Raw genomic sequence first — 23208 nt, 5'->3', positions numbered from 1 at the left:
GTCCTTGCTGTGGGAAATCCAAAGGGGGTCAGATTCGCGGTTCGGGCGGCGACTCGTCTGGTGGTGACGCGCTTGGCAGAGCGTTGCTGTCGACTCCGGAACCAGGTGCTGAATCCGGAGCACGCGCTACAGAATCTGCGGGAGGCGCGCTCGTCGAGAGCACTGGTTCCGTCGGTCCGCTCGGCGCATCGACGGTGGCGGGCATCTCAGCGATCGGCGCGGCCTGGCGCGACAGGCTCGGGGCGACAGCGCCGGTCGAAGGCTCCGGCTCTTGCGAAGGCTCCGGCTCTTGCGAAGGCTCGGGCTCCTGCGTGGGTTCCGGCTCCTGCGAAGGCTCCGGCGTCGGCTCCTGCGTCGGCGTCGGCTCCGGGGTCGGTTCGGGCTCGGGAGCGGGCTCGCAGTCTTCAGTGAAGCTGCCTGAAACGCTCTGCAGACCCCACACGTCCCACGTGGTCGTGTACTCAACCTTGACCGATTCGGCCCGCGCGGGCACCACGTTGTCCGGCGGTACGTCGCGGATCTTGTGGCCGCGGTCGTTGTAGTACGTGAGGTTCGTGACGGTAGTCGTCGCCTTGTTGTCGGTCGAGCTGTAGTCGAACCCGAATGTGGCGTCACCGACGCACGCGGTCACACCCCAATTGGCCTGCACCTGGTACGGTGCCGAACCAGCCGCCGCAACGGCCGTCGCCGAGTCGGTGCGGGCACCCGTGGATTCGTGCTGGTAGAACACCGTAATGTTCGGGTCACTACCGATGATGCTGCTCGGTAGACCCGAAATGACAACGTCGTTGCGATTGGGCACCGGCGCGGTCGACGTCGGGGCGTCCTTAATCGTCCACAGCGCAGAACGGTCGTCCGACTGAATCGCACCCGCCGGGTCCACGACAAACTCGTACCCGATGGGCGGTGCGGTGGACTGCTTAGTCACGAGCGTCGTCGACGCGGTGGCAGAACCAAAGACCTTCTCGCCGACGCGCGCTTCGGCACACATCATGACGGTGTATTCGGCGCCACCCTGCAGGCCGGTCAGTTCAAACTGACCGCTCTGCTGCGTCGGCACACACCGCTCGTTCGACGCCGTCACGCCGTACCAAATCTTCGACGGCGAGCCGTTGGGCTGCGCGGCCGCGGTGACGTTGATCGTCGCGGTGTCATTCTCGGTTGCGGTGCTGGTCGCGCTGATCTGCGGATTGACGGGCGAGCCGATACCGTTGCCGTTCGTCGTGATTTCTGCACCCGACGTGGAGCCCACGAGGCCCGACGGAATCGGGAACTTCGAGAACGGCTTGGCCGTGATCTGCGATGGTTCGTTCGTGCCCACCCGGTAGCTACCGAGCGAAACGGTGCCGCCGCCCGAAACCGGGATTGAAACGGTGTCACCCTTCGGGCTCGACACCTCGATGTGGCCGGTCTCCGGGTCAACGCCCGTGAAGTCGAGGCGCACCATGTGCCCCTGGCCCTGCGTCGGAATAGCGGTGGCCGTGAAGGACTCCGGCTTTGCCGGCGGGTCGTAGGCCCAACCGGTCGTCGAGACCGACGACTTCGAGGTTCCGACAGCGTTGACCGAGACGGCTTCGTAGACGCGGGATTCGCCGTTCGGCGCCGCGATCGGCGGGCATACGCCGTCGGCCGAACACGTCGCGACAACTTTGCCGCCCCACGTCACCGTGAAGCCAGAAATAGCGGGGTATGCCGAGCGTGCGCCGCCCGGGTCAACCTGCAACTGCACGATGCCTTCGTCGTAGCCGGTCTGCTTAATGGCGGCCGGTGCGAGCGGGTAGCCCTGCAGATCGAGGGTAACGGAGCCATTGCGCTCGCCGGTGGTGAGGCGGCCCTGGGCATCCTGCAGAGTGAAGCTCGTGCGGCACGTGGCGCCGGGCGCATCGCCCGTCCATGTCGCGGTGACGGAGGTCGACGATGCCACACTGAACGTCACGCCCGTGCACGATGCCGTCGACGTCACGCTCTGGAGCGTCAGCGGGGTGCCGGGCAGCGGGTTCACTTCACCGGGCGCACCGATGACCGACACGGTGCACGAGTTGCCTTCGGCCTGCGAGCACTGCATCGAGGTCGTGCCACCACGCGGCGCGGTCTCCGGTGCCGGGCCGACGCGCAGCACCAGGCGGGCAGGTGCGACCGATTCGTGGCTCGTGATCAACACGAGAATCGCCGACTCGCGGCCGGGTACCGATGTGTCGGTCGCTGTGACGGTGACAGCCGAACCCGACTGCTTGATTTCGAAGTCAGCGGACGTGCCGTCAATCGCCCACACGGTGTTGGCGTTGTCGTTTTCGCCTTGCCACACCGTCATCGAGGTGAGGTCAAACGTCGCGGTCTCGCCGGGGCTGACCGTCATCGCGCCGGGGCGTAGCTCCGGCACGGGAGCGAGCGGCGTCACGATGATCGGCACCGACAGGAAGGTCCAGTCGTCGTCGCCCTTCAACCGCACCGGAACGGTGCAGGAGTCGGTAAACGGCGCACCCTTTCCGGCGGAATACTGCACCGTGGTTCCGCCCGTCGACTGACACGTTCCTTCGGCACGCGCGCCGCTGGCAGCGACGGCGTTGTCGACCTGGAGGGTCGCGTCACGCGGCATGCCGACGAGGTCGACCATGTTGAACGAAACGGTGGCCTTTTCTTCGACGACCTGCGCGACGGCGCTCGCACGCAACGACAGCGGGGTGTCTTTCTTGCCCGGCACGCGCAAGAAGGCGTAGGTCGTGACCTCGGCACCTTCGCTCGTGGTTCCGGTCACGGCAAACGGGATGACCCGCATCTTCTCCGGCAGCTCGCCCTTGATTTCGCGGCCCGAGATCGAGACGCCCGAGGACTTACCCCACAGGTCAACGGTGAGGCCCGCGGTGTCGCCGCCACCCCAGTTCACACGACCAGTGAGCACGTCAACGCCGGCGCTGAACTTGTCGCGCGTTTCGGCGGTGAGCACAGTGTCAGCCACGACCGGGTACGACGGCACCTGTTCGCGCACGACCTTGATCACGATGAGACCGCGCCCGGTGTTGCCGGATGCGCTCTCGACGCTGTAGATGAACGACATGGTGCCGGGGTTGGCGCCCGCCGCGATCTCCAGCACGTTGTCTTTGTTGCTGACGATTTGCCAGTTCCACCGCGTGTACTCGGGGTTCGGCGAGCCGTCGTCGAGGGTCTCTGCGAGGTTCGGAACCACGCTCGTGACGGTCATGACGCCGCCGGTGGGGTCAAAGTCGTTGCCGAGCGGCGTGACGAAAGCCTTCGAGCTCTCGCCCACCTGCACCTGCACGTAGTCGGTGTAGGTGATGGGGCTCGGGTTGGCGCGATCGTTCAGCACACCCACGCGGGCGATACCCGAGCTGGATTCACCAGCGGCATCGACAACCCTGTACGTAAACGAGTACTGACCAGGCTTGCCGAGCGCGCTCGTGTAGGTGATGCCGGTGCCATCGGCCGTAATCGATGCCGTGCCGGCCGCGGGCTGCGACGTGATCTTTTCGAGCATCACATTGTCGCCGTCGGGGTCAACGCCAAACCCGTCGAACGGAATTGTGACGGTCGAGCCGGCGAGCACACGCCCCTCGAGCATCTTCGGGCGCGGTGCACGGTTGAGGTCTTCGCTCAGCACCGTGACCGTGACCGTTGCGGTGTCAGCAAGCGACGGCGACCCGGTCGTGTAGACCGTGTACGTGATGCCGTACGTGCCCGGGTCTTTCGGAGCGAGGTAACGAATATGCGACGACGAGCCGAACGCGAGCGCCTTCTCGGTCGATGAGGTGACGCGGCTCGGGTCGAGCGTAATGCCCGCGCCGGCGGCAGCAACATCGTTCTGCATCACCGGAATATCGATTTGGGCTCCGGCGCGCACGACAACCGCGTCATCAACCGCGATTGGCGCTACATCCTGTGCGGGCGGCAACAGGAAGACCGTCGCCTCACCCAGAATGTTCGCGCCTATGTCTTCGGTACCGTCGCCAACCGCGTACGTCACCTTGCCGAGCATTCCTGCTTCACCCGACGCCGTGGTTCCGGAGACTCGCAAGTACTGCTGCGCAACCGTGTCGACCTGCAGGCGAGCGCCGGGGGCGGCCGTGCCGACCACGTCGTTCAGCAGGAGCACGCGACGCGTCGGGTTCGAGACGGCGTCGAACACGTTGACCGTAGTGTCTTCCTGCGGGCGCACGAATGCCACGACGGGCGCGGTCGCGAGCTGAGCGGGAGCATCGGCCGCGAGCATCGTGATGCGCGCCGTGGCGCTCGCCGTGCTCAGGCCATCGGTCACGGTGTACGAAACGCGGTACGTGCCGGGCTCTTGCGCCGTGAAATCAAAGCTCGTGCCGGTCGTGGAGTTGCTGACGGTCGCCTTTTCGCTGTCCATCACGCGCACGTCAGTGAGGGCCAGCTTGCCGACGGTGCCGGTCACGTGGCGCGCGACATCGACCGAAATGTCGTAGCCAAAGGCGTCAAGCGTTGTAAACGACTCGGCCACGAGTTCGGGGGCAGGCGCGACGCGCACCGTGAGGACCTTCGACGTCGTCGCGCCGCGGGTGTCAGAAACGATGACCTCAAGGTCAACATCGGTGGTCTCCCCCGACGACGAGTCGTGGTGCTGGTATACCACTTCGCCGGTGGGCGTGGTGGCGGCGGAACCAACACCAGAGAGATTGTTTACCGCCAAGAGCAGCAGGGGGTCACCTTCGGGGTCGACCCAGCCGTTCAGCACGGCGGTCGAGACCGTGCCACCCGGAGAGACTTCGGGTGCGGGCCACGTCGCAAGGCAGCGGTCGACGCCACAGAACTCGGGGGCTTCGTTCGCTTCGTCGCTCGCGATCGTGAGGGTCACCGTCGCGACGTTGGAGTAGAGCCCCTCGGTCGACGTGCCGTCGGTGAGGCGGTAGCTAAACGTGGCAGAGCCCGACGCGTTCGGCGTGGTCTTCACAACGAGGCGGCCGCCATCGTCGGTCAGTGCGACTGTGCCGAACTCAGGGTCGGGCTGCACGATGCTCGCCGGGTCAACGCTGAGCACGTCTTCGTTGGGATCGTGGTCATTGAGAATGACCGGCAACGCCGTGAGCGACGACGCGCGCACGCCAAACGAGTCATTGACGGCGACGGGCGGCTTCGGGTCGACGACGACCGTGGCCTGCTCGTCGCTCTGCACGGTGTTGTCGGCGTCATCGGCGCCGAGTGACCAGTCTTGGCTGGAGGGTACGAGCGCGCCGTCAGGCATCGTCCACACCCAACCCTTGCGGGTCTCGTTAAGAATCATGGCGTTGGCGCTGGAGAGGAACGCTGGGCGACGCTGCTCATCAAGCGTCACGCCGTTGTAGTCGAGCGACGATTCTCCCTCGCCGGAGCGCCACAGTGTTCCCGAGTCGAGGCCCAGCCAGGCGGCGTAAACGACGCCGTCGCGCGCGACCGGGCGCGCGGGCACACCGAGATCGCGGTCAGCACCGCCGACGAGACGTTCGGCGTCGCCCTCGTCGATGGGCAGGCTAATGAGACCACCCCGATCGGCGATGAAGGCTTCATCACCCGACGTCATCGAGCGCGACAGCACAGCGTCACCGAGCGTGTCTACGGTGAGGGTGTCGCCGCCAGAACGCAACACCTCATCGGTCTCCGGGTTGTACAAGAACCAGGCAGAACCCACCGCAGTCAGAAGCGGCGTCTCGCCCGCGTCTTCGACCGAATCGATCGAGATCACTTCACGCGAGCGCGCGTCAAACGTCAGCACCGCGCCATCAATACGCGAGTACGAGAACACGAGACCGTCTTCGTTCAGCGCGATCGCGTCGGCCTTGTACTCCGGGCCGCTATCTTCTTCGCCGTCTTCGCCTTCAGAACTAGCCGATGGTTCCGGTGTCGGCTCTTCCTGGCCAACGTACGGCGAGACCTCTTCGACGAGCCCGCTGGACAGCACGCCGGCCAACACTTCGCCGGCGTCGGTGCGGTACGCGACCCATGCGCCCGACGTGGCGACATCTTGTGTGCCCGCCGGCATGATGCCGGCCTCGGCGAGCGCTTCGTCATCGAGGTTGGTGGGCATCGCTTCGTTGATGCGCGCGACCTTGCCGTCGGCGAAGACGAAGGCGGAACCAGCGGTCTGCGCAATCGAGGAGGGGTTTGTCACGCGGCGCACCGTGTCGAGCTCACCGACGGCCGTATTGACGCGAGCGTAGCGGTGGCCGTCACCGGTCTGCAACGCCCACACAGCCGTCTCGGCGGGCGGGGCGTCTTGAGCGTCAAGGCCCGGCCAGACAATGCTGATACCGGCGATGACTCCCGCCGCAGCGATAGCCGAGACGGAGCCGATGACTGTACTGCGCTTCATGTTAGAACAAGCCTGCAATCACAATGCCGGCGGTGATTCCGGCGGCCATGAGCGCGACGGCACCCACGGTAATCCACAGCACAACGTGCGACGTCTTCTTGCGAAGCGGCACGAACTCGCTGTCTTCTGAACGTTGATGGCCCCGCATACCGGTGCTCTGACGCACCTTGCGGGTGACGGGGGTAGCGACCTGAACCCGCACGTGATCGCGCGCGCTGTCGTTGGCGAAGTCGACCGGAGGCGCAGCCCACACGTCGTCGGCGACCTCGAGCGGCGTCGGTGACAGGCCGATCGAGCTCTCCACCTGGCGCAGGGCTTCGGCGAAGGCGAGGGCCGTCGCATAGCGGTCGCGCGGGTTGCGCCGCATCGCGGCTTCGAGCACCTGCTGGAGGGCAGGCGGAACATCGCCACGGGTGATCGGAACGTACGACGCCTTGAGAATGCGCTTGCGCAGCTGCTCACGTGTGTTCTGACCCTGCTCGGCCTTTTCGAACGGGCTGTGCCCGGCGAGCAGCGAATACACGGTGGCGCCGAGGCTCCACACTTCGGAGAGGATGTCGCCGCTCGTCTGCTCGGCAATGACTTCGGGAGCCGTCCACGGCACACTCATCGCCATCATGCCGTCGGGCGTTGCCCGAGCGAGCGACGACGAAATACCGAAGTCGGCAAGCACCGGGGCGCCGAACGCGGTCGTGAGAATGTTGCCGGGCTTAATGTCGCGGTGCACGAGGCCAGCGCGGTGCGCGGTCTCGATGGCCGACGCCATCTTCACGCCGATCGACAGCGCCTCGGCAACTGGAATTTTCTCGGTGCGGTAGCGCGGCGAGAGGGCGCCGGGGCAGTTCTCCATCACGATGTACGCGCGGCCATCAGCAGAAATGCCGGCCTGGTACACGGTGACGATCGATGGGTGCGCGGAGAGCCGGGCGAGCACGTCGGCTTCAGCGTTAAACATGCGCACCAGCTCAGCGTCGGCGACGTTGCTCGGCAACACCTTGACGGCGACTTCGCGACGCGGCATGGCCTGCTCGTAGAGGAAGACGTCAGCAAACCCGCCTGAGCCCAGTGGGCGCACAAAAGTCAGCCCCGCCAGAACCGGCGGAGTAGACACAACTCGCTTGGCCAACAGTCTCCCCTCCGGTCAGCGCCGTTCAGTGCGTCTTCAAAACACACGAACGTCAGCAATCGTAACAGTCCGAAGACACGCCGGAAGACGAGAAATCTCTGACAATTCGCAGTTAGGTCAGTGTATTTCCGTCTCCAGGGTCGAAGGGCGCATCCAGTGTTAGCGAGAGTTCTGCGAGCATCGCCTCGATCTGCGGTTCGACATATTCGACGATGGCGTTACGCAATCGCAACCGGTGTTTATAGAGCAGCCCACAGATTTCGCGGCCGATCATATTGGCGTAGTCGTCGGCAAGACCAACCTCTTGGCGAAGCGCCTGTTTAGCTTCAGCCGACAACGGTGGGAGGGCCGGAACCTCTTGGTCGGCTTCGTCGGCAAGCCCGGCGATCGTAAAGAGAAAGGGGGCACCGGGTTCCGGCTCCGGGTCGAGCGGCAGCCCATCGAACTCGGGGTCGAGGTCGTCGCTCGGGCGGTAGCGGCGGGCGCGGTTGCGGGCGGCCTGGTGGTCAAGCTCGGCCTGCAGCATCGGAAGGTTGCGCTCGGTGTAGGTGGAGACGGCTTTGTCGACGATCGTCTTCATGCGGGTCGAAAGGCCGTGCTGGACGGCGTGCGGAACATCCGCGCCGAGACCGGCGGCGGCGAGCACGGGCGAACCGAAGCACCGGCGGCAGGGCGCGACGCGGCCACGGTGGGTCGCGGGTTGCCATCGTGGCAACCACGCCAGCCAGGCCTCAACGGCCTGACTCACCTGAGTCTCGAGCGATCGCTCCACGTTCACACCGTAAGCCCCAATGCGCGAATTTGGCGTTATTCGTCGTCGTCCGAATGCTGTTCCCACGGCCACTGCGGGGTCTCGCCGGATGCCCGGCTGAGCGCGAGGGTTGCCGCCGCCGTGACAACCCCAGCGATCAGCACGACGAGGGTGTAGCCGTTCACCATGTTGTGCGTTACGACGGCGGCCGCCGCGATCCCGGAGCCCAGGCTCGAGAAGAACAGGCCTGCCAAGTACGCGAGGCTTGCCAACAGCCCCGCGATTGTCGCGGTTCCGAAGCTCCCCCGCCGGCGGATGCCACGAATCACGATAAGGCCCCACACGACCGTTGCGGCACCGATCGCCACGATCGGGATCAGCGGGCTGGCGTTCGGAACCTCGATCACATTGGTCGCGGTCATCACACTGGTGATGGCGTCGCCTGTGATGATGAGGGAAACAAAAACGACGGCTCCCAGCGCCGCGAGCATGAAGCTCGGCGGGTGCGGGGAGCCGTCGTTTGTTGTCATGACTAGTCGAGCTGCGGGCCCGCCTCGAGCGTGCGCTCGTACTCTTCTTGCGCTTCGTTGTTCAACGCGGTGACCTTGCGGCCGCGCTTCGCGATCCAACCGCCGAACCAGACCGGCAGTTCGCGGCCAATGACGAGAGCGACGATGGCTGACGGCGCGACGAGTTCGTCGGCCATGATGCCGAGAGCCTGGTTCCAGCTGATCTGCCACGGGTGCGCGTCAATGACGGCACCCAGGACGTGACCGGCGTAGGCCGCAAGACCAACGAACAGGCCGAAGATCACCCAGTACGCCCAGCGGCCACGGTTAATGAAGGCGCCGAGCAACCAGAAGGTGAGGTAGAACACGACGACCGGAACCCAGAAGCCGAAGCTCGAAATCTGGGCGATGGTTTCGTCGAGCAGCGCCGTCGTGTCGACCACGTTGATGCCGCTGAACAGCAGGCGCGCGGCGAGGTAAATGACCGCGAATACGATCGCGACGAGCAGTCCGATGAGACCGGCAGCGCCACGGTTGCCGCGAATCAGCGGCGGCTCGGGAGCCTGCACGAAAATCGGCTGCGCCGGGGCAGTGCCCATGAGCACGGGGTCGTCTGCAACGGCCGGCGGCGTGAGCGGAACCTCGGTAACGCCCTGCACTTCGGCCGGCAGGTTCGCGGTGGACTCCGCGACCTCGGGGCTGTCGTACCACGCGGGCTTAGCCGCTGCGGCGGCAGCAGTTTCGGCGGCGATGTCGGAGTCGTCAGCCTTGTCAGCTGGTGCGGCCTCGGCAGCGGAGTCTGTGGTTCCGGTGGCCTGAGCTTCAGCGGCCATCACGTCATCGAGAGCGGCCCAGTCGAGGCCGTCGTCGGGGTCAGTGGTCTTCGCGTCGGCGTTGTTGTAGGTCTTCGCGTCGGCGTTGTTGTCGGCGGCGCTGTCTGCGGCGTCTGCGGCGGGCACATCGGCTTCAGGTGCGGGCTCAGCGGCGTCTTGTGCAGACGCGACCTCGTCGCGGGCAGCCTGGGCGTCGGCCAGCGCTTCGTTGGCGCGGTCGACGACGTTGGCCTCAGTGGTGGGCTCTGCAACCGGTTCGCCGAACTCCGGCTCAGGGGTCTTGCTGTCGCTCATGAGAATCTCCTTGCGCGCATGGATGTGCGTGCCCAGATTAGCCCCGCGTTTCACGGCTAGCGCGGAGGCATGCCGCGACAACACGCGGAAAAAGGGCAGATTCTCGGGTTGTCACTCACCCTGGAACGGCGCGTTCGACTCCCACCAATCGCTGACCATGATGCCCAGGTCGCCCCAAAGAGGAGCCGAAACCACCACGATCGCGACAACGATGGCCGCACACAGCACGCCGACGACCCATGCGGCGATGGGGTTGCGTCCGGATACTCGTGCCATGGCCCACACGCTACGCCTCTTGCTCTCAGATTGCGTGCAACACTCGCGGCTACGCCGGAGCCGTGCCCGAAGCCTCTGATTTTTACTCGTACGACCCTGCCGCCGGACACCCGCTGGCCCACGACCCGATCAAGTCGTTTGTGGCACCGCGTCCGATCGGTTGGATGTCGACCGTCGCCGCTGACGGCACCCGCAACCTCGCGCCGTTCAGCTTCTTCACGATGCTCGCGGCGTCTCCCACACTGTTGGGATTCTCGTCGAACGGGCGGTCAGACTCGCTGGCTAACGCTGAAGCTACGGGCGAATTCACCTGGAACCTCGTGCCCCGCGACCTCGCCGAGGTCATGAATGAGACGTCGGCTGTCGTCGCGCCGTCTGTCGATGAGTTTGCGCTGGCCGGTGTGGAGTCGCTGCCGAGTGAGGTCGTGAAGCCGGGACGCGTCGCCGCAAGCCCGGTGTCGATCGAGTGCGTTGTGACGCAGATTGTTGCGCTCGTTGACCGTAATGGTGCGAGTGCGGAGAGCTGGTTCGTGATCGGCCAGGCCGTGCGCGTGCACGTCGCCCGCAACACCGTGCGCGATGGTGTGTACGACATCACCGCCGCGAACCCCGTCATGCGTGCCGGCGGCCCCTCCGCCTACTACGGCCTCGCCGCCGACACCCGCTTCGACCTCCGCCGCCCCGGCATGTAACTCCCCACTATGTAACTGCCGGAACCGCGCATGCGTGGTTCCGGCTTTTCGTTGCGCCGCCGCCCCGTGGTTTCGCACCCCTTGCAGCCCACGAAATCCCGGGAACGACGAAGGGCCCCCACCCGAAGGTGAGGGCCCCAGCTTTGCAGCTTAGTTGTACGTCGTGAATCCGTCGGTCGAGAAACCGTCGAACTCCGTGTAGCTCAGGTCAGCTTCGCTGTACGCGCCGTCGGATGCGAAGATCCGGTTCGGGTAGCGCTCGCTCTTAGCCTCTTCCGTCGCCTCAACAATGATGTTGCGGTACTTCGACAGACCCGTACCAGCCGGGATGAGCTTACCGATGATGACGTTCTCCTTGAGGCCAACGAGCGGGTCGCTCTTGCCCTCCATGGCGGCCTGCGTCAGAACGCGGGTCGTCTCCTGGAACGATGCAGCCGACAGCCACGACTCGGTCGCAAGCGACGCCTTCGTGATACCCATCAGCTCCGGACGGCCCGATGCGGGGCGCTTGCCCTCACCGACGGCCGCACGGTTGAGGTCGCGGTAACGACGTGCGTCAACGAGCTCACCAGGCAGCAGATCGGTGTCACCGTGGTCAACAACCGTGACCTTGCGCATCATCTGACGCACGATGACCTCGATGTGCTTGTCGTGAATCGGCACACCCTGCGAGCGGTAAACGCCCTGCACGCCACCAACGAGGTACTTCTGTGCGGCACGTGCACCCTGCACACGCATGACCTCCTTGGGGTCAAGCGTGCCGAGCTGCAGCGGCTGACCGACAGCAATGTGCTGGCCGTCTTCGACGAGAAGCGTTGCACGCTTCAGCACCGGGTAAACAACCGGCTCGTCACCGTTGTCAGGCGTCAGGATGACCTTCTTCTGCTTCTCGGTCTCCTCGATCGTGATGCGACCGTCTGCCTCAGCAATCGGCGATGCACCCTTCGGGGTACGAGCTTCGAAGAGCTCCTGCACACGGGGAAGACCCTGCGTGATGTCATCAGCAGATGCGGAACCACCGGTGTGGAAGGTACGCATCGTCAGCTGGGTACCGGGCTCACCAATCGACTGAGCAGCGATGATGCCGACGGCCTCACCGATGTCAACGATCTTGCCCGTTGCGAGCGAACGGCCGTAGCACTGTGCACACACACCAACAGCGGAGTCACACGTCAGAACCGAGCGCACCTTGATGGTCTCAACGCCAGCCTCAACGAGACGGTCGATGAGCACGTCGCCCACGTCGTCGCCTGCTTCAGCGATGGTGTTGCCTTCTGCGGTGACGACCGGAGCCGACAGGGTACGAGCGAACACCGAGTTTTCGACGTTCTCGTCGCGCACGAGCGTTCCGGTGTGGTCAGCCTTAGCGATGACGAACTCGAGACCCTTCGAGGTGCCACAGTCGTCTTCACGAATGATGACATCCTGCGAAACGTCGACGAGACGACGCGTCAGGTAACCCGAGTCTGCGGTACGCAGAGCGGTGTCAGCCAGACCCTTACGAGCACCGTGGGTTGCAATGAAGTACTCAGCAACCGACAGACCCTCGCGGTAGGACGAGATGATCGGGCGAGGGATAATCTCACCCTTCGGGTTGTTCACCAGACCACGCATACCGGCGATGTTACGAATCTGCAGCCAGTTACCACGAGCACCCGACGACACCATGCGGTTGATGGTGTTGTCTTCCGGGAAGTTCTCGCGCATAGCGGCCTGAACTTCGTCGGTTGCCTTGGTCCAGTTCTCGATGAGCTCCTTCTTACGCTCATCGTCGGTCAGCAGACCCTTTTCGAACTGGCCGGTGATCTTCGCGGCCTTCTTCTCGTACTCCGCAACAATCTCCTTCTTACGCGGGGGCGTAAGAACGTCGCTCAGTGCAACCGTGACACCCGAACGGGTGGCCCAGTAGAAACCGGCGTCCTTGATGCGGTCGAGCGATGCAGCAACCTCAACCTTGGGGTATTCCTCGGCGAGCTTGTTGACGATCTGGCTCAGCTTGCCCTTGTCTGCCTGCTCGCGAACGAACGGGTAGCCCTTGGGGAGCGTGTCGTTGAACATGATCTGACCGAGCGATGCGTCGATCAGTCCGTGCTCTTCGTAGCGCTCGGGTGCTTCACCCTCAAGGAACGTCATGCCCGGGATGCGGATGCGGACCTTAGCCTGCAGGTCGAGGGTGCCCTCGTCCTTAGCCAGGATCGCCTCGGCAACCGAACCGAACGCGCGGCCTTCACCGGTTGCGCCAGCCTTGACCGTGGTCAGGTGGTGGAGACCAATGATCATGTCCTGCGAAGGCAGGGTCACGGGGCGGCCGTCAGACGGCTTCAGGATGTTGTTCGATGCGAGCATCAGCACGCGTGCCTCAGCCTGCGCCTCAACCGACAGCGGCAGGTGAACAGCCATCTGGTCACCGTCGAAGTCAGCGTTGAAGGCTGCACAGACGAGCGGGTGCAGCTGAATAGCCTTACCCTCAACGAGCTGCGGCTCGAACGCCTGGATACCGAGACGGTGCAGCGTAGGTGCACGGTTCAACAGAACCGGGCGCTCACGAATGATCTCTTCCAGAACGTCCCACACCTCGGGGCGGGTGCGCTCAACGGCGCGCTTCGCTGCCTTGATGTTCTGAGCGTGGTTCAGGTCGATCAGACGCTTGATCACGAACGGCTTGAACAGCTCCAGAGCCATCTGCTTGGGCAGACCACACTGGTGCAGCTGCAGCTGCGGACCAACGATGATGACCGAACGGCCCGAGTAGTCAACACGCTTACCGAGCAGGTTCTGACGGAAACGACCCTGCTTACCCTTGAGCATGTCGCTCAGGGACTTGAGGGCACGGTTACCGGTACCCGTCACCGGGCGACCACGGCGGCCGTTGTCGAACAGTGCGTCGACAGCCTCCTGCAGCATGCGCTTCTCATTGTTGACGATGATCTCGGGGGCACCGAGGTCGATCAAGCGACGGAGGCGGTTGTTGCGGTTGATCACGCGGCGGTACAGGTCGTTGAGGTCACTCGTTGCGAAGCGACCACCGTCAAGCTGAACCATCGGGCGAAGCTCCGGCGGAATAACCGGAACCACGTCAAGAACCATGGCGGCAGGCGACATGCCGGTCATCAGGAACGAGTTGACAACCTTCAGGCGCTTGATCGCACGGATCTTGCGCTGACCCTTGCCCTCGGAGATCTGCAGGTGAAGGCTCTCAGCCTCAGCCTGCAGATCGAATGCCTCCAGGCGCTTCTGGATCGACTCCGCGCCCATGTAGGCCTCGAAGTACTGACCGAAGCGGTCCTGCAGCTCCTGGAAGACGTCATCTTCGGGCTTGAGCTGACCGACCTCGAGGGTACGGAACTCATCCCAAACGCGCTCGAGACGGTTGACCTGCTCGTCCGCACGCTTGCGAACGAGAGCCATTTCCTTCTCGGCTGCGTCCTTGACCTTCTTCTTGGCGTCAGCCTTGGCACCTTCAGCCTCGAGAGCAGCGAGCTCCTCTTCCAGCTTCGCGAGACGGTCGTTGACCGTCGCGTCACGGCGGTCGGCGATCGTCTTCATTTCGAGACGGATGCCACCCTCGTGGGTTGCCATGTCGCGGTGACGAGCATCCTCGTCAACCGAGATGACCATGTATGCCGCGAAGTAGATGACCTTTTCGAGGTCCTTCGGAGCCATGTCGAGCAGGTAGCCCAAGCGCGAAGGAACGCCCTTGAAGTACCAGATGTGGGTAACGGGAGCTGCCAGCTCGATGTGACCCATGCGCTCGCGACGAACGGCGCTCTTGGTCACCTCCACGCCACAGCGCTCACAAACGATGCCCTTGAAGCGGACACGCTTGTACTTGCCACATGCGCACTCCCAGTCGCGCGAGGGGCCGAAGATCTGCTCACCGAACAGACCGTCCTTCTCGGGCTTCAGGGTGCGGTAGTTAATCGTTTCGGGCTTCTTGACCTCACCGAACGACCACTTACGGATGTCGTCAGCGGTCGCCAGTGCAATGCGAAGCTCTTCAAAAGTAGGTGCGTCGAGCACGTCTTCTCCTGTGTCGGTTCTTTAAATCGTGTGGACGGTCGGCGAGATTAAATCTCGTCGATCGATGCCGACTCGAAGCGGGTCGAAATGTTGATGCCGAGCTCTTCCGCTGCGCGGAATGCCTCGTCGTCCGATTCACGGAGGTTGACAGGCTGACCGTCTGCGCCGAGAGCCTCGACGTTCAGGCAGAGCGACTGCATTTCCTTCATGAGGACCTTGAAGGACTCGGGGATACCCGGCTCCTGGATGTTCTCACCCTTAACGATCGCCTCGTACACCTTGACGCGGCCAAGGATGTCATCCGACTTGATCGTGAGGAGCTCCTGGAGTGCGTATGCCGCACCGTAGGCCTCAAGGGCCCACACTTCCATCTCACCGAAGCGCTGTCCACCGAACTGCGCCTTACCACCAAGAGGCTGCTGCGTGATCATCGAGTACGGACCCGTCGAACGCGCGTGGATCTTGTCATCGACAAGGTGGTGCAGCTTCAGGATGTACATGTAACCGACCGAGATCGGAGCCGGGAACGGCTCACCCGAACGGCCATCGAACAACTGGGCCTTACCGGTGGAGTCGATGAGACGGACACCGTCGCGGTTCAGCAGCGTCGAGTCGAGGAGACCCGCAATTTCTTGCTCTTCTGCACCGTCGAACACCGGCGTTGCCACCTTGGTTCCGGGAGCCGCTTCAAAAGCCTGCTCCGGGAGGTGAGTTGCCCACTCGGGGGTGCCTTCGACCTTCCAACCGCGGCTCGCGATCCAACCGAGGTGGGTCTCCAGAACCTGACCGAAGTTCATTCGACCAGGAATACCCAGCGGGTTCAGAACGATGTCAAGCGGGGTACCGTCAGCCATGAACGGCATGTCTTCCACGGGAAGAATCTTGGCGATAACACCCTTGTTTCCGTGGCGACCAGCGAGCTTGTCACCAGCGGTGATCTTTCGCTTCTGAGCGATGTAGACCACGACGCGGCGGTTGACGCCCGAGCCGAGCTCGTCGTCGCCATCTTCTGCGTTAAATTCCTTCACCGCGATGATGGTGCCCTGCTCACCGTGCGGAACCTTCAGCGAGGTGTCGCGAACTTCGCGGCTCTTCTCGTTGAAGATGGCGCGCAGCAGGCGCTCTTCAGCCGACAGCTCGGTTTCACCCTTAGGCGTGACCTTACCGACGAGGATGTCACCGGGGCGAACCTCAGCACCGATGCGGATGATGCCGCGCTCGTCGAGATCCTTCAGAAGCTCAGGCGAAACGTTCGGAAGGTCACGGGTGATCTCTTCCTTACCGAGCTTCGTGTCGCGGGCATCAACTTCGTACTCTTCGATGTGAATCGAGGAGAGCGTGTCGTCTTTCACCAGATCCTGGCTCAGGATGATCGCGTCTTCGTAGTTGTAGCCTTCCCACGTCATGAAGCCGACGAGGAGGTTCTTACCCAGTGCGAGCTCACCGTTCTCGGTAGCGGGGCCATCAGCGATGACCTCGCCAGCCTCGATGCGCTCACCCTGCGAAACGATAACGCGCTGGTTGTACGACGTGCCCTGGTTCGAACGGTCGAACTTGCGGAGGTAGTACTCCTGCGTTCCGCCTTCGTCGAGCTGAACAACAACGCGGTCAGCCGAAACCTCGGAGATCACACCAGCCTTGTCAGCGGTGACAACGTCACCAGCGTCAATAGCGGTGAAGCCCTCCATACCGGTACCGACGAGCGGCGACTCCGAACGGAGCAGCGGCACAGCCTGACGCTGCATGTTGGCACCCATGAGGGCGCGGTTCGCGTCGTCGTGCTCGAGGAACGGAATGAGCGACGTAGCAACCGACACCATCTGGCGCGGCGAAACGTCCATGTAGCCGATTTCGTCAGCCGGGAAGAGGTCAACCTCACCGTCGCGGCCCGAACGAGCCAGAACGCGGGCGTCAGCGAACGCGCCGTCCTTCTTCAGGACTGCGTTTGCCTGTGCCACCACGAAGTCTTGCTCTTCAGCAGCCGTGAGGTAGTCGATCGTCGACGACACCTTGCCGTCGATAACACGACGGTACGGGGTCTCGATGAAACCGAAAGCGTTGATGCGCGCGAACGATGCGAGCGAACCAATCAGACCAATGTTCGGACCTTCAGGCGTCTCAATCGGGCACATACGGCCGTAGTGGGACGGGTGAACGTCACGAACCTCAACACCTGCGCGCTCACGCGAAAGACCACCCGGGCCGAGGGCCGAGAGGCGACGCTTGTGCGTAAGACCCGCGAGCGGGTTGTTCTGGTCCATGAACTGCGACAGCTGGGAGGTTCCGAAGAACTCCTTGATCGCTGCCACAACCGGACGCACGTTGATGAGCGTCTGCGGCGTGATCGCTTCGATGTCCTGCGTGGTCATGCGCTCGCGAACGACGCGCTCCATGCGGGAAAGACCGGTGCGAACCTGGTTCTGGATGAGCTCACCGACGGCGCGGATACGACGGTTACCGAAGTTGTCGATGTCGTCGGTTGCGAGCGTGATGTCAGCGGTCTTGCCGTTGCGAACACCCTCGAACGAGGTGTCGCCGCGGTGCAGGCGAACCAGGTACTTGATGGTGGCGACGATGTCTTCAACGGTCAGCACCGACTCGGTCGACGGCGCGTCCAGGCCGAGCTTCTGGTTGATCTTGTAGCGACCGACCTTAGCCAGGTCGTAACGCTTAGCGTTGAAGTAGAAGTTATCGAGCAGCGCGCGGGCAGCTTCAGCAGCAACCTGCTCGCCCGGACGAAGCTTGCGGTAGATGTCGCGGAGCGCATCTTCCTTCGTGAGGATCGTGTCCTTCGACAGCGTCTCTTCGATCGAGTCGAAGCCGGCGAACTCAGCGAGGATGTCTTCGCTGGTCAGGCCGAGAGCCTTGAGGAAGACGGTGACCGACTGCTTACGCTTGCGGTCAACACGAACGCCAACCTGGTCGCGCTTGTCGATCTCGAACTCAAGCCAAGCACCACGGCTCGGGATGATACGTGCCGAGAAGATGTCTTTGTCGCTCGTCTTGTCGGGCGTGCGGTCGAAGTAGACACCAGGCGAACGGACGAGCTGCGAAACGACGACGCGCTCGGTGCCGTTGATGATGAACGTACCCTTGCTGGTCTGCAGCGGGAAGTCGCCCATGAAGACCGTCTGGGTCTTGATCTCACCGGTCTGGTGGTTCATGAACTCGGCCTCGACGTAGAGAGGCGCGGCGTAGGTCTTGCCACGCTCCTTGCACTCGTCGATCGAGTACTTCTCCGGCTCCAGGTACGGGTTCGTGAACGAGAGCTGCATGGTCTCGCTCAGGTCTTCGATGGGGCTGATCTCCTCGAAGATCTCCTCAAGACCCGAAACCTCGGGGACGTCAGTGCGTCCCTCAGCCTGCGCCTCAGCGACGCGGGCCTTCCAGTTCTCGTTTCCGACCAACCAGTCGAACGATTCGACCTGCAGAGCAAGCAGGTCGGGAACCGTCAGGGTGTCAGAAATCTTGGCGAACGAGAGGCGGGAAGCTCCGCGTCCGTTCTTGGGTGTGGTGGTGGATGCGTTGCGCGCAGCTGCCAAGGGAATTACCTCCAGGGGACCCGGCGGGGTCTCGTGATTCCTTGTCGTAGGGTGGTGCTCATCTCTTCCCAAAACCTGCACCGTTCTCGCAAACGGAGACACAGATTCTGCCGACCACCATATGAGGGCAGGGGGAAGTGAGCGCAACTATCAACAATACACACCGTTATTCGACATGTCCACCCCCAATGCCGAGGGTTTGCTGAGTGTCGGTGTATATGGTTCCGCACCGGTGTCATCGGCGGAGTCCGCAGCACGACGCGTGGGCGATGGGCCGGGTGGCGGAACCAGGGGTGGCGTAACCCGGAGGCGCGAAAGCGCCGGGTTATGGCAGGTCAAACACGATACGGAGGGCCTCTTCGTACTCGTCGAGGCGACCGGCTTCGGCGAATTCTCGAGCCCGTACCGAGGGGCCGTGCGCGATGACGGCGGCGAGGCGCCGGAGTGCCCGCTCCGTCGCGTCGGTGTCAGCCGCGGCCTCAGCGACCGGGCCTGCGCCCATCGTCTCGCCGGCGCCTTCGCCCCGGGAAGCGCGCGGCAGGCGCGCCAGCTCATCGTTGAGCGCCTGCGTGATGTGTCGGCGGAACCCCACAATGGCCGGCGCGGCCGCGCGCTGAGCGAGATAAGCGGCGGCGTGCGTACCCACGACATCACGGGCGGCGTCGGCGAGTTCTGGCAGCTCGGCGTGCTTACCGATGACCGCCAGGTCGATGAGCTCGATGTGCTCCAATTCGCCCACCGCCGGGTCAACGTTGCGTGGCAACCCGAGGTCGATGATGAGCCGTGACTTGTCGTCAATGATCTGGTCGACCGTGACGGTGTAACGCGACGTGCATGTGATGACGATGCGGGCACGAGAAATCGCATCGGGCAGATCATGCTCTGCCGTGACGTCAAACTTCTCGGCGAAGCGCTGCGCTCGACCGGTCGCCGAGAAGACGCGGAGGTTCTGCGCGCCCCGCGCACGCAACGACTGAATCGTCGTCGCAGCATACGATCCGGTGCCGACAATCAGCACGGGAATGGGCGACCAGTCGGCAACCCGCAGTTCGAGCATGTCGAGCACGGTGCGCACCAGGGTGCGGCCCGAGGCCGCGAGATCGGTGCGGGCGCGAACAGCACGGTTGGTCGTGGCGGCGCGTTGAAAGACCTGCTCCAGATGACCGGTCACCGCGCCGGCTTCGCGCGATGCGACGAGTGCCCGCTGCACTTGACCCGAGATCTCGTCTTCGCCCATCACCATGGACTCAAGCCCCGAGCTCACCGAAAACAGGTGACGAATCGCATCGTCTCCGCTCAGCGCTGTGACGGAGGCAGCGAGTTCAGCACCATCTTCCAGCAGTGCCTGCAGCGCGGTGGTTCCGATCGTCACCGGCTCTGCGGCGGTGTCGTCAACGTCGAGGTATGCCTCAAACCGGTTGCACGTGGCCAGCACGACGGCACCACGAACCTGGTCGTGGGCCGCAAAGGCGGACGCGGTAGCGGCGTCAACCGAACGGGCGACGCGATCGAGCACGTCGAACTCCGTGTTTCGGTGATTAGCCGTGAGACATAACAGCACGATTGCCTACCCTCACAGACTTTCCTGGTAATCATCTGATGTTACAAACTTCATCAGACGATACTCTCTTTTGTATGCCCCTTGCACCTGAGCATCCCCTTGTCGATGGCCGTACGTCATCGTCTCCCCTCGTTCTCGCAGCCCGCGGCGAGAAGCAAGCAACTCCCCCGATTTGGTTCATGCGCCAGGCGGGGCGGTCGTTGCCGGAGTACCACCAGGTGCGCGGAACCACGGGAATGCTCGAAGCATGCCTCACGCCCGATTTGGCGGCAGAAATTACGTTGCAGCCGGTTTGGCGCCATGACGTCGATGCCGCCGTGTTCTATAGCGACATTGTGATTCCACCGCTGGTCGCCGGCCTCGACGTCGAAATCGTGCCCGGGCGCGGCCCGATCTTCGCTTCACCCGTTCGCACGGCGGCCGATGTCGCCGCCCTGCCCGCACTCGACAGCCTCGACTTCTCTCGCATTCGCGAGGCCATCGCGATCATTACGGCAGAGCTGGGCTCGAAGCCGCTCATCGGATTTGGTGGCGCGCCTTTCACTCTCGCTTCTTACCTCGTCGAGGGTGGCCCGTCGAAAGACCAGGCCCGCGCCCGCGCCCTGATGAAATCAGATCCCGCGACCTGGAACGCCCTGTTGGCCTGGTGCGCCGACGCCACGGCTCAGTTCATGCGCGCACAGGTTGAAGCGGGCGCTAGCGTCGTCCAACTGTTTGACTCCTGGGCGGGCTCGCTGTCGCGCGCTGATTGGGCGAGCGCCGTCGCGCCCCACTCGGCGGCCATCTTCTCTGCCCTCAGCGACCTCGAGGTTCCGCGCATCCATTTCGGTCTGGGCATGCGCGACATGCTCGACCTGATTCCCGATCTCGGCGCCACCACGGTCGGCATCGACTGGCGTACGCCGCTCGATGACGCCGCCACGGTGCTCGGTGACCGCGCGGGCGTACAGGGCAACATCGACCCCACTGTGCTGGGTGCCGGATGGGATGTCATCCGCGACAACGTGAACGACGTCGTAGCACGCGGCCGATCGGCGCGGTCACACATTGTGAACCTGGGCCACGGCGTCACCCCTGACACCAAACCGGCGTTGCTCACGCGTATCGTCGAGCACGTTCATGCACTCTGACATATTCATTGTTGGTGGCGGCGTCGCTGGCCTGACTCTGGCCCGCGACCTCGCCATCGGTGGGCGCCAGGTGCATGTCATCGAGCGCGAAGAACGCACCGGCGGTCAAGTCACCGCCATCGATGTCGAGTCGCATCAACTCGATGCGGCAGCCGAGTCCTTTGCCACGCGCACGGATGCTGTGGTTGGGTTGATCGCCGAGCTCGGCCTGAGCGACCGCGTCTTGGCACCCTTAGGCGCGCCCGCCTGGATTCACCGCGAAGACGGAACCGCCATGCCGCTGCCAGCGACGGGACTCCTGGGTGTCCCCTCGGATCCTCTGGCTCGTGATGTACGCCAATCGATCGGCGTCGTCGGTGCGGTTCGAGCCTGGGCCGATACGGTGCTTCCGCGAAGCGTCGGCTCGGAAGCGACCTCGTTCGGAGACCTCGTAACCGCCCGGATGGGGCGTCGCGTCACCGAGCGCCTCGTCGGCCCCATCACGCGGGGCGTGCATTCCGTCGAACCACACGCGTTGGCGATCGCGACGGCACACCCCGCACTCGCTTCTCGCGATGACCGCTCGCTCGCGCGGTCCATTCGCCACATTCGACGCACCGCTCCCGCTGGTTCCGCCGTCGCCAGCCTGCACGGCGGTATGCACACCCTGCCAATCGCCCTCGCCGAGAGCGCAGCCGAGGCGGGCGTGCAGATTCACCGGGGCATGACGGCAACGGAAGTGTCGGCCTCATCGGTGACCTTCGACGGCGCCAAACACCGGGGCGACGTGATCATGGCTACTCCGCCGCAGGGAGCACCAACACGCGCGGTGACCCTGGTCACGGTGGTTGCCTCGGCACCGACATGGGCCGCTGTACCGCGCGGCACGGGCGTTCTCGTCACCCCCGGCTCCCCCGGCGTGAGCGCACGCGCCCTCACGCACGTCAGCGCCAAATGGCAATGGGTGTCGCGGGCGTTCGCAGGAAAACAGGTGGTTCGACTGTCGTACGACGGTGCGACGAGCGAGCCGCTGGCCAAAGCCGTCAACGATGCGACCATACTGATGGGGTCGGCGCCCGAAGCGGTGCACACGGTGCTCGAGCGCCGCTGGGCTCGAGCCACGCCGCTGGCAAAAGCAGACCGCGCCGGGATGCGCTGGGTTGGCGAATCGGTCTCCGGGACCGGATTGGCCGCCGTCGTGGCCCATGCTCGACGCACAGCCGCAGACATACTCACGCAATGAAGGAACAGGAAATGACGTACCGGTTGGGAACGCGCGCCTCAAAACTCGCTGTCGCGCAGGCGGGGATGATCGCAGAGCAGGTGGGAGCCGAACTCGTCACCATTACCAGCGAGGGCGATATTTCAACGCAGTCACTGCTAGAAATCGGTGGGCAGGGCATCTTTGCCAACGCCCTGCGTGATGCGATGCTGCGCGGCGAGGTCGATCTGCTGGTGCACTCGTACAAGGATCTGCCCACCGTGACGATCGCCGAACTGTCGATCGCCGCGGTTCCGCCGCGTGCCGACGCTCGCGACGTGCTGTGCTCGCGCGATGGCCTGCGCCTCGATGAACTGCCCGCCGGCGCGAAAATCGGAACAGGTTCCCCGCGCCGACGCGCTCAGCTTTTGGCCGCGCGCCCCGACATCGAGCTGGTTGATATTCGCGGCAACGTCGACACGCGCCTTGAGCGCCTCACGACGGACGACCCCGCGCGACGCCTCGACGCCATCGTGCTCGCCGCGGCCGGCCTGCAGCGCGTCGGGTACGCCGACCGTATTACGCAGTACTTTGCCCTCGACGCCTGGCCAACGGCACCCGGCCAGGGCGCTCTCGCTGTTGAGGTTCCCACGGGTAACGAGAGCATCGCCGCGCATCTCGATCACCGCGAGACACGGATCACGGCCGATGCCGAACGCGGACTGCTCGCCCGCCTGGATGCCGGCTGCGCTGCTCCCCTCGGCGCGCACGCCTTCGTCGAAGACGGGCTGTTGTTCCTCGACGCCACCGTGTACAGCCTCGATGGCACGCAATCCGTCTCGGCCTCGCACGCGGCCGCAGCCGACGAGCCGGATGCAGCTGACATCGTGGCTGACGCCGTCGCTGCCAGCCTGTTACACCAGGGCGCCGCCGATCTTGCGCCCATGCAACGCCGCTTGAACGACTGAGAGC

General features: G+C 64.1%; 13 protein-coding genes. 4 read left to right on the top strand and 9 right to left on the bottom strand.

Annotated features, from left to right (window positions below; genetic code table 11):
• Window positions 1-28: 28 nt before the first annotated feature.
• From ACQUSY_RS01570 to ACQUSY_RS01545, 6 genes are all read right to left on the bottom strand, one after another.
• Window positions 29-6322 (bottom strand): Ig-like domain-containing protein, encoded by a 6294-nt coding sequence (locus ACQUSY_RS01570; RefSeq protein ID WP_428902773.1) that lies wholly within the window; start codon window positions 6320-6322, stop codon window positions 29-31.
• A 1-nt stretch (window position 6323) separates the two neighbouring features.
• A complete protein-coding gene (locus ACQUSY_RS01565; protein WP_428902772.1) occupies window positions 6324-7433 on the bottom strand; it encodes a serine/threonine-protein kinase in 1110 nt (369 codons plus the stop codon).
• Between the two features lie 127 nt (window positions 7434-7560).
• Window positions 7561-8220 carry a spermidine/putrescine ABC transporter substrate-binding protein gene (locus tag ACQUSY_RS01560; RefSeq protein WP_428902771.1) on the bottom strand — a complete coding sequence of 220 codons (660 nt, stop codon included), beginning with the start codon at window positions 8218-8220 and terminating at the stop codon, window positions 7561-7563.
• A 35-nt stretch (window positions 8221-8255) separates the two neighbouring features.
• Entirely contained in the window at window positions 8256-8729 is a 474-nt protein-coding gene (locus ACQUSY_RS01555; protein WP_428902770.1) for a DUF6121 family protein, read from the bottom strand.
• Between the two features lie 2 nt (window positions 8730-8731).
• The gene (locus tag ACQUSY_RS01550; protein WP_428902769.1) at window positions 8732-9835 is read right to left on the bottom strand and encodes a glycosyltransferase family protein; all 1104 of its coding nucleotides are present in this window, start codon (window positions 9833-9835) and stop codon (window positions 8732-8734) included.
• Between the two features lie 111 nt (window positions 9836-9946).
• A complete protein-coding gene (locus tag ACQUSY_RS01545) occupies window positions 9947-10111 on the bottom strand; it encodes a hypothetical protein (RefSeq protein ID WP_428902768.1) in 165 nt (54 codons plus the stop codon).
• A 62-nt stretch (window positions 10112-10173) separates the two neighbouring features.
• Between ACQUSY_RS01545 and ACQUSY_RS01540 the strand changes: the two genes are divergently transcribed.
• A complete protein-coding gene (locus tag ACQUSY_RS01540; RefSeq protein ID WP_428902767.1) occupies window positions 10174-10803 on the top strand; it encodes a flavin reductase family protein in 630 nt (209 codons plus the stop codon).
• A 150-nt stretch (window positions 10804-10953) separates the two neighbouring features.
• On the opposite strand, the gene rpoC is transcribed toward ACQUSY_RS01540, so the two are convergent.
• The 3 genes from rpoC to ACQUSY_RS01525 all read right to left on the bottom strand — a co-directional run bounded on the left by rpoC (window position 10954) and on the right by ACQUSY_RS01525 (window position 19926).
• Window positions 10954-14823 carry a DNA-directed RNA polymerase subunit beta' gene (gene rpoC / locus ACQUSY_RS01535; RefSeq protein WP_428902766.1) on the bottom strand — a complete coding sequence of 1290 codons (3870 nt, stop codon included), beginning with the start codon at window positions 14821-14823 and terminating at the stop codon, window positions 10954-10956.
• 47 nt (window positions 14824-14870) lie between these two features.
• The gene (gene rpoB, locus ACQUSY_RS01530) at window positions 14871-18365 is read right to left on the bottom strand and encodes a DNA-directed RNA polymerase subunit beta (RefSeq protein WP_428902765.1); all 3495 of its coding nucleotides are present in this window, start codon (window positions 18363-18365) and stop codon (window positions 14871-14873) included.
• A gap of 325 nt (window positions 18366-18690) precedes the next feature.
• Window positions 18691-19926, bottom strand: a complete 1236-nt coding sequence (locus ACQUSY_RS01525; RefSeq protein ID WP_428902764.1) for a glutamyl-tRNA reductase — start codon at window positions 19924-19926, stop codon at window positions 18691-18693.
• Between the two features lie 74 nt (window positions 19927-20000).
• On the opposite strand from ACQUSY_RS01525, the gene hemE reads away from it, so the two are divergent.
• From hemE to hemC, 3 genes are read left to right on the top strand one after another with little or no spacing between them, the layout of a single operon-like run.
• Window positions 20001-21056, top strand: a complete 1056-nt coding sequence (gene hemE / locus ACQUSY_RS01520) for a uroporphyrinogen decarboxylase (protein ID WP_428902763.1) — start codon at window positions 20001-20003, stop codon at window positions 21054-21056.
• The gene (locus ACQUSY_RS01515) at window positions 21046-22278 is read left to right on the top strand and encodes a protoporphyrinogen/coproporphyrinogen oxidase (protein WP_428902762.1); all 1233 of its coding nucleotides are present in this window, start codon (window positions 21046-21048) and stop codon (window positions 22276-22278) included. Before hemE ends, ACQUSY_RS01515 begins: the two co-directional genes overlap by 11 nt.
• On the top strand, window positions 22275-23204 hold the full coding sequence (hemC, locus tag ACQUSY_RS01510) for a hydroxymethylbilane synthase (RefSeq protein ID WP_428902761.1): 930 nt from the start codon (window positions 22275-22277) through the stop codon (window positions 23202-23204). The genes ACQUSY_RS01515 and hemC overlap by 4 nt, the downstream gene beginning before the upstream one ends.
• Window positions 23205-23208 lie beyond the last annotated feature (4 nt).

Source organism: Microbacterium daqui, from assembly GCF_050408675.1.
Classification (GTDB): domain Bacteria; phylum Actinomycetota; class Actinomycetes; order Actinomycetales; family Microbacteriaceae; genus Microbacterium.
This window is presented reverse-complemented; position numbering and strand designations above follow the sequence as displayed.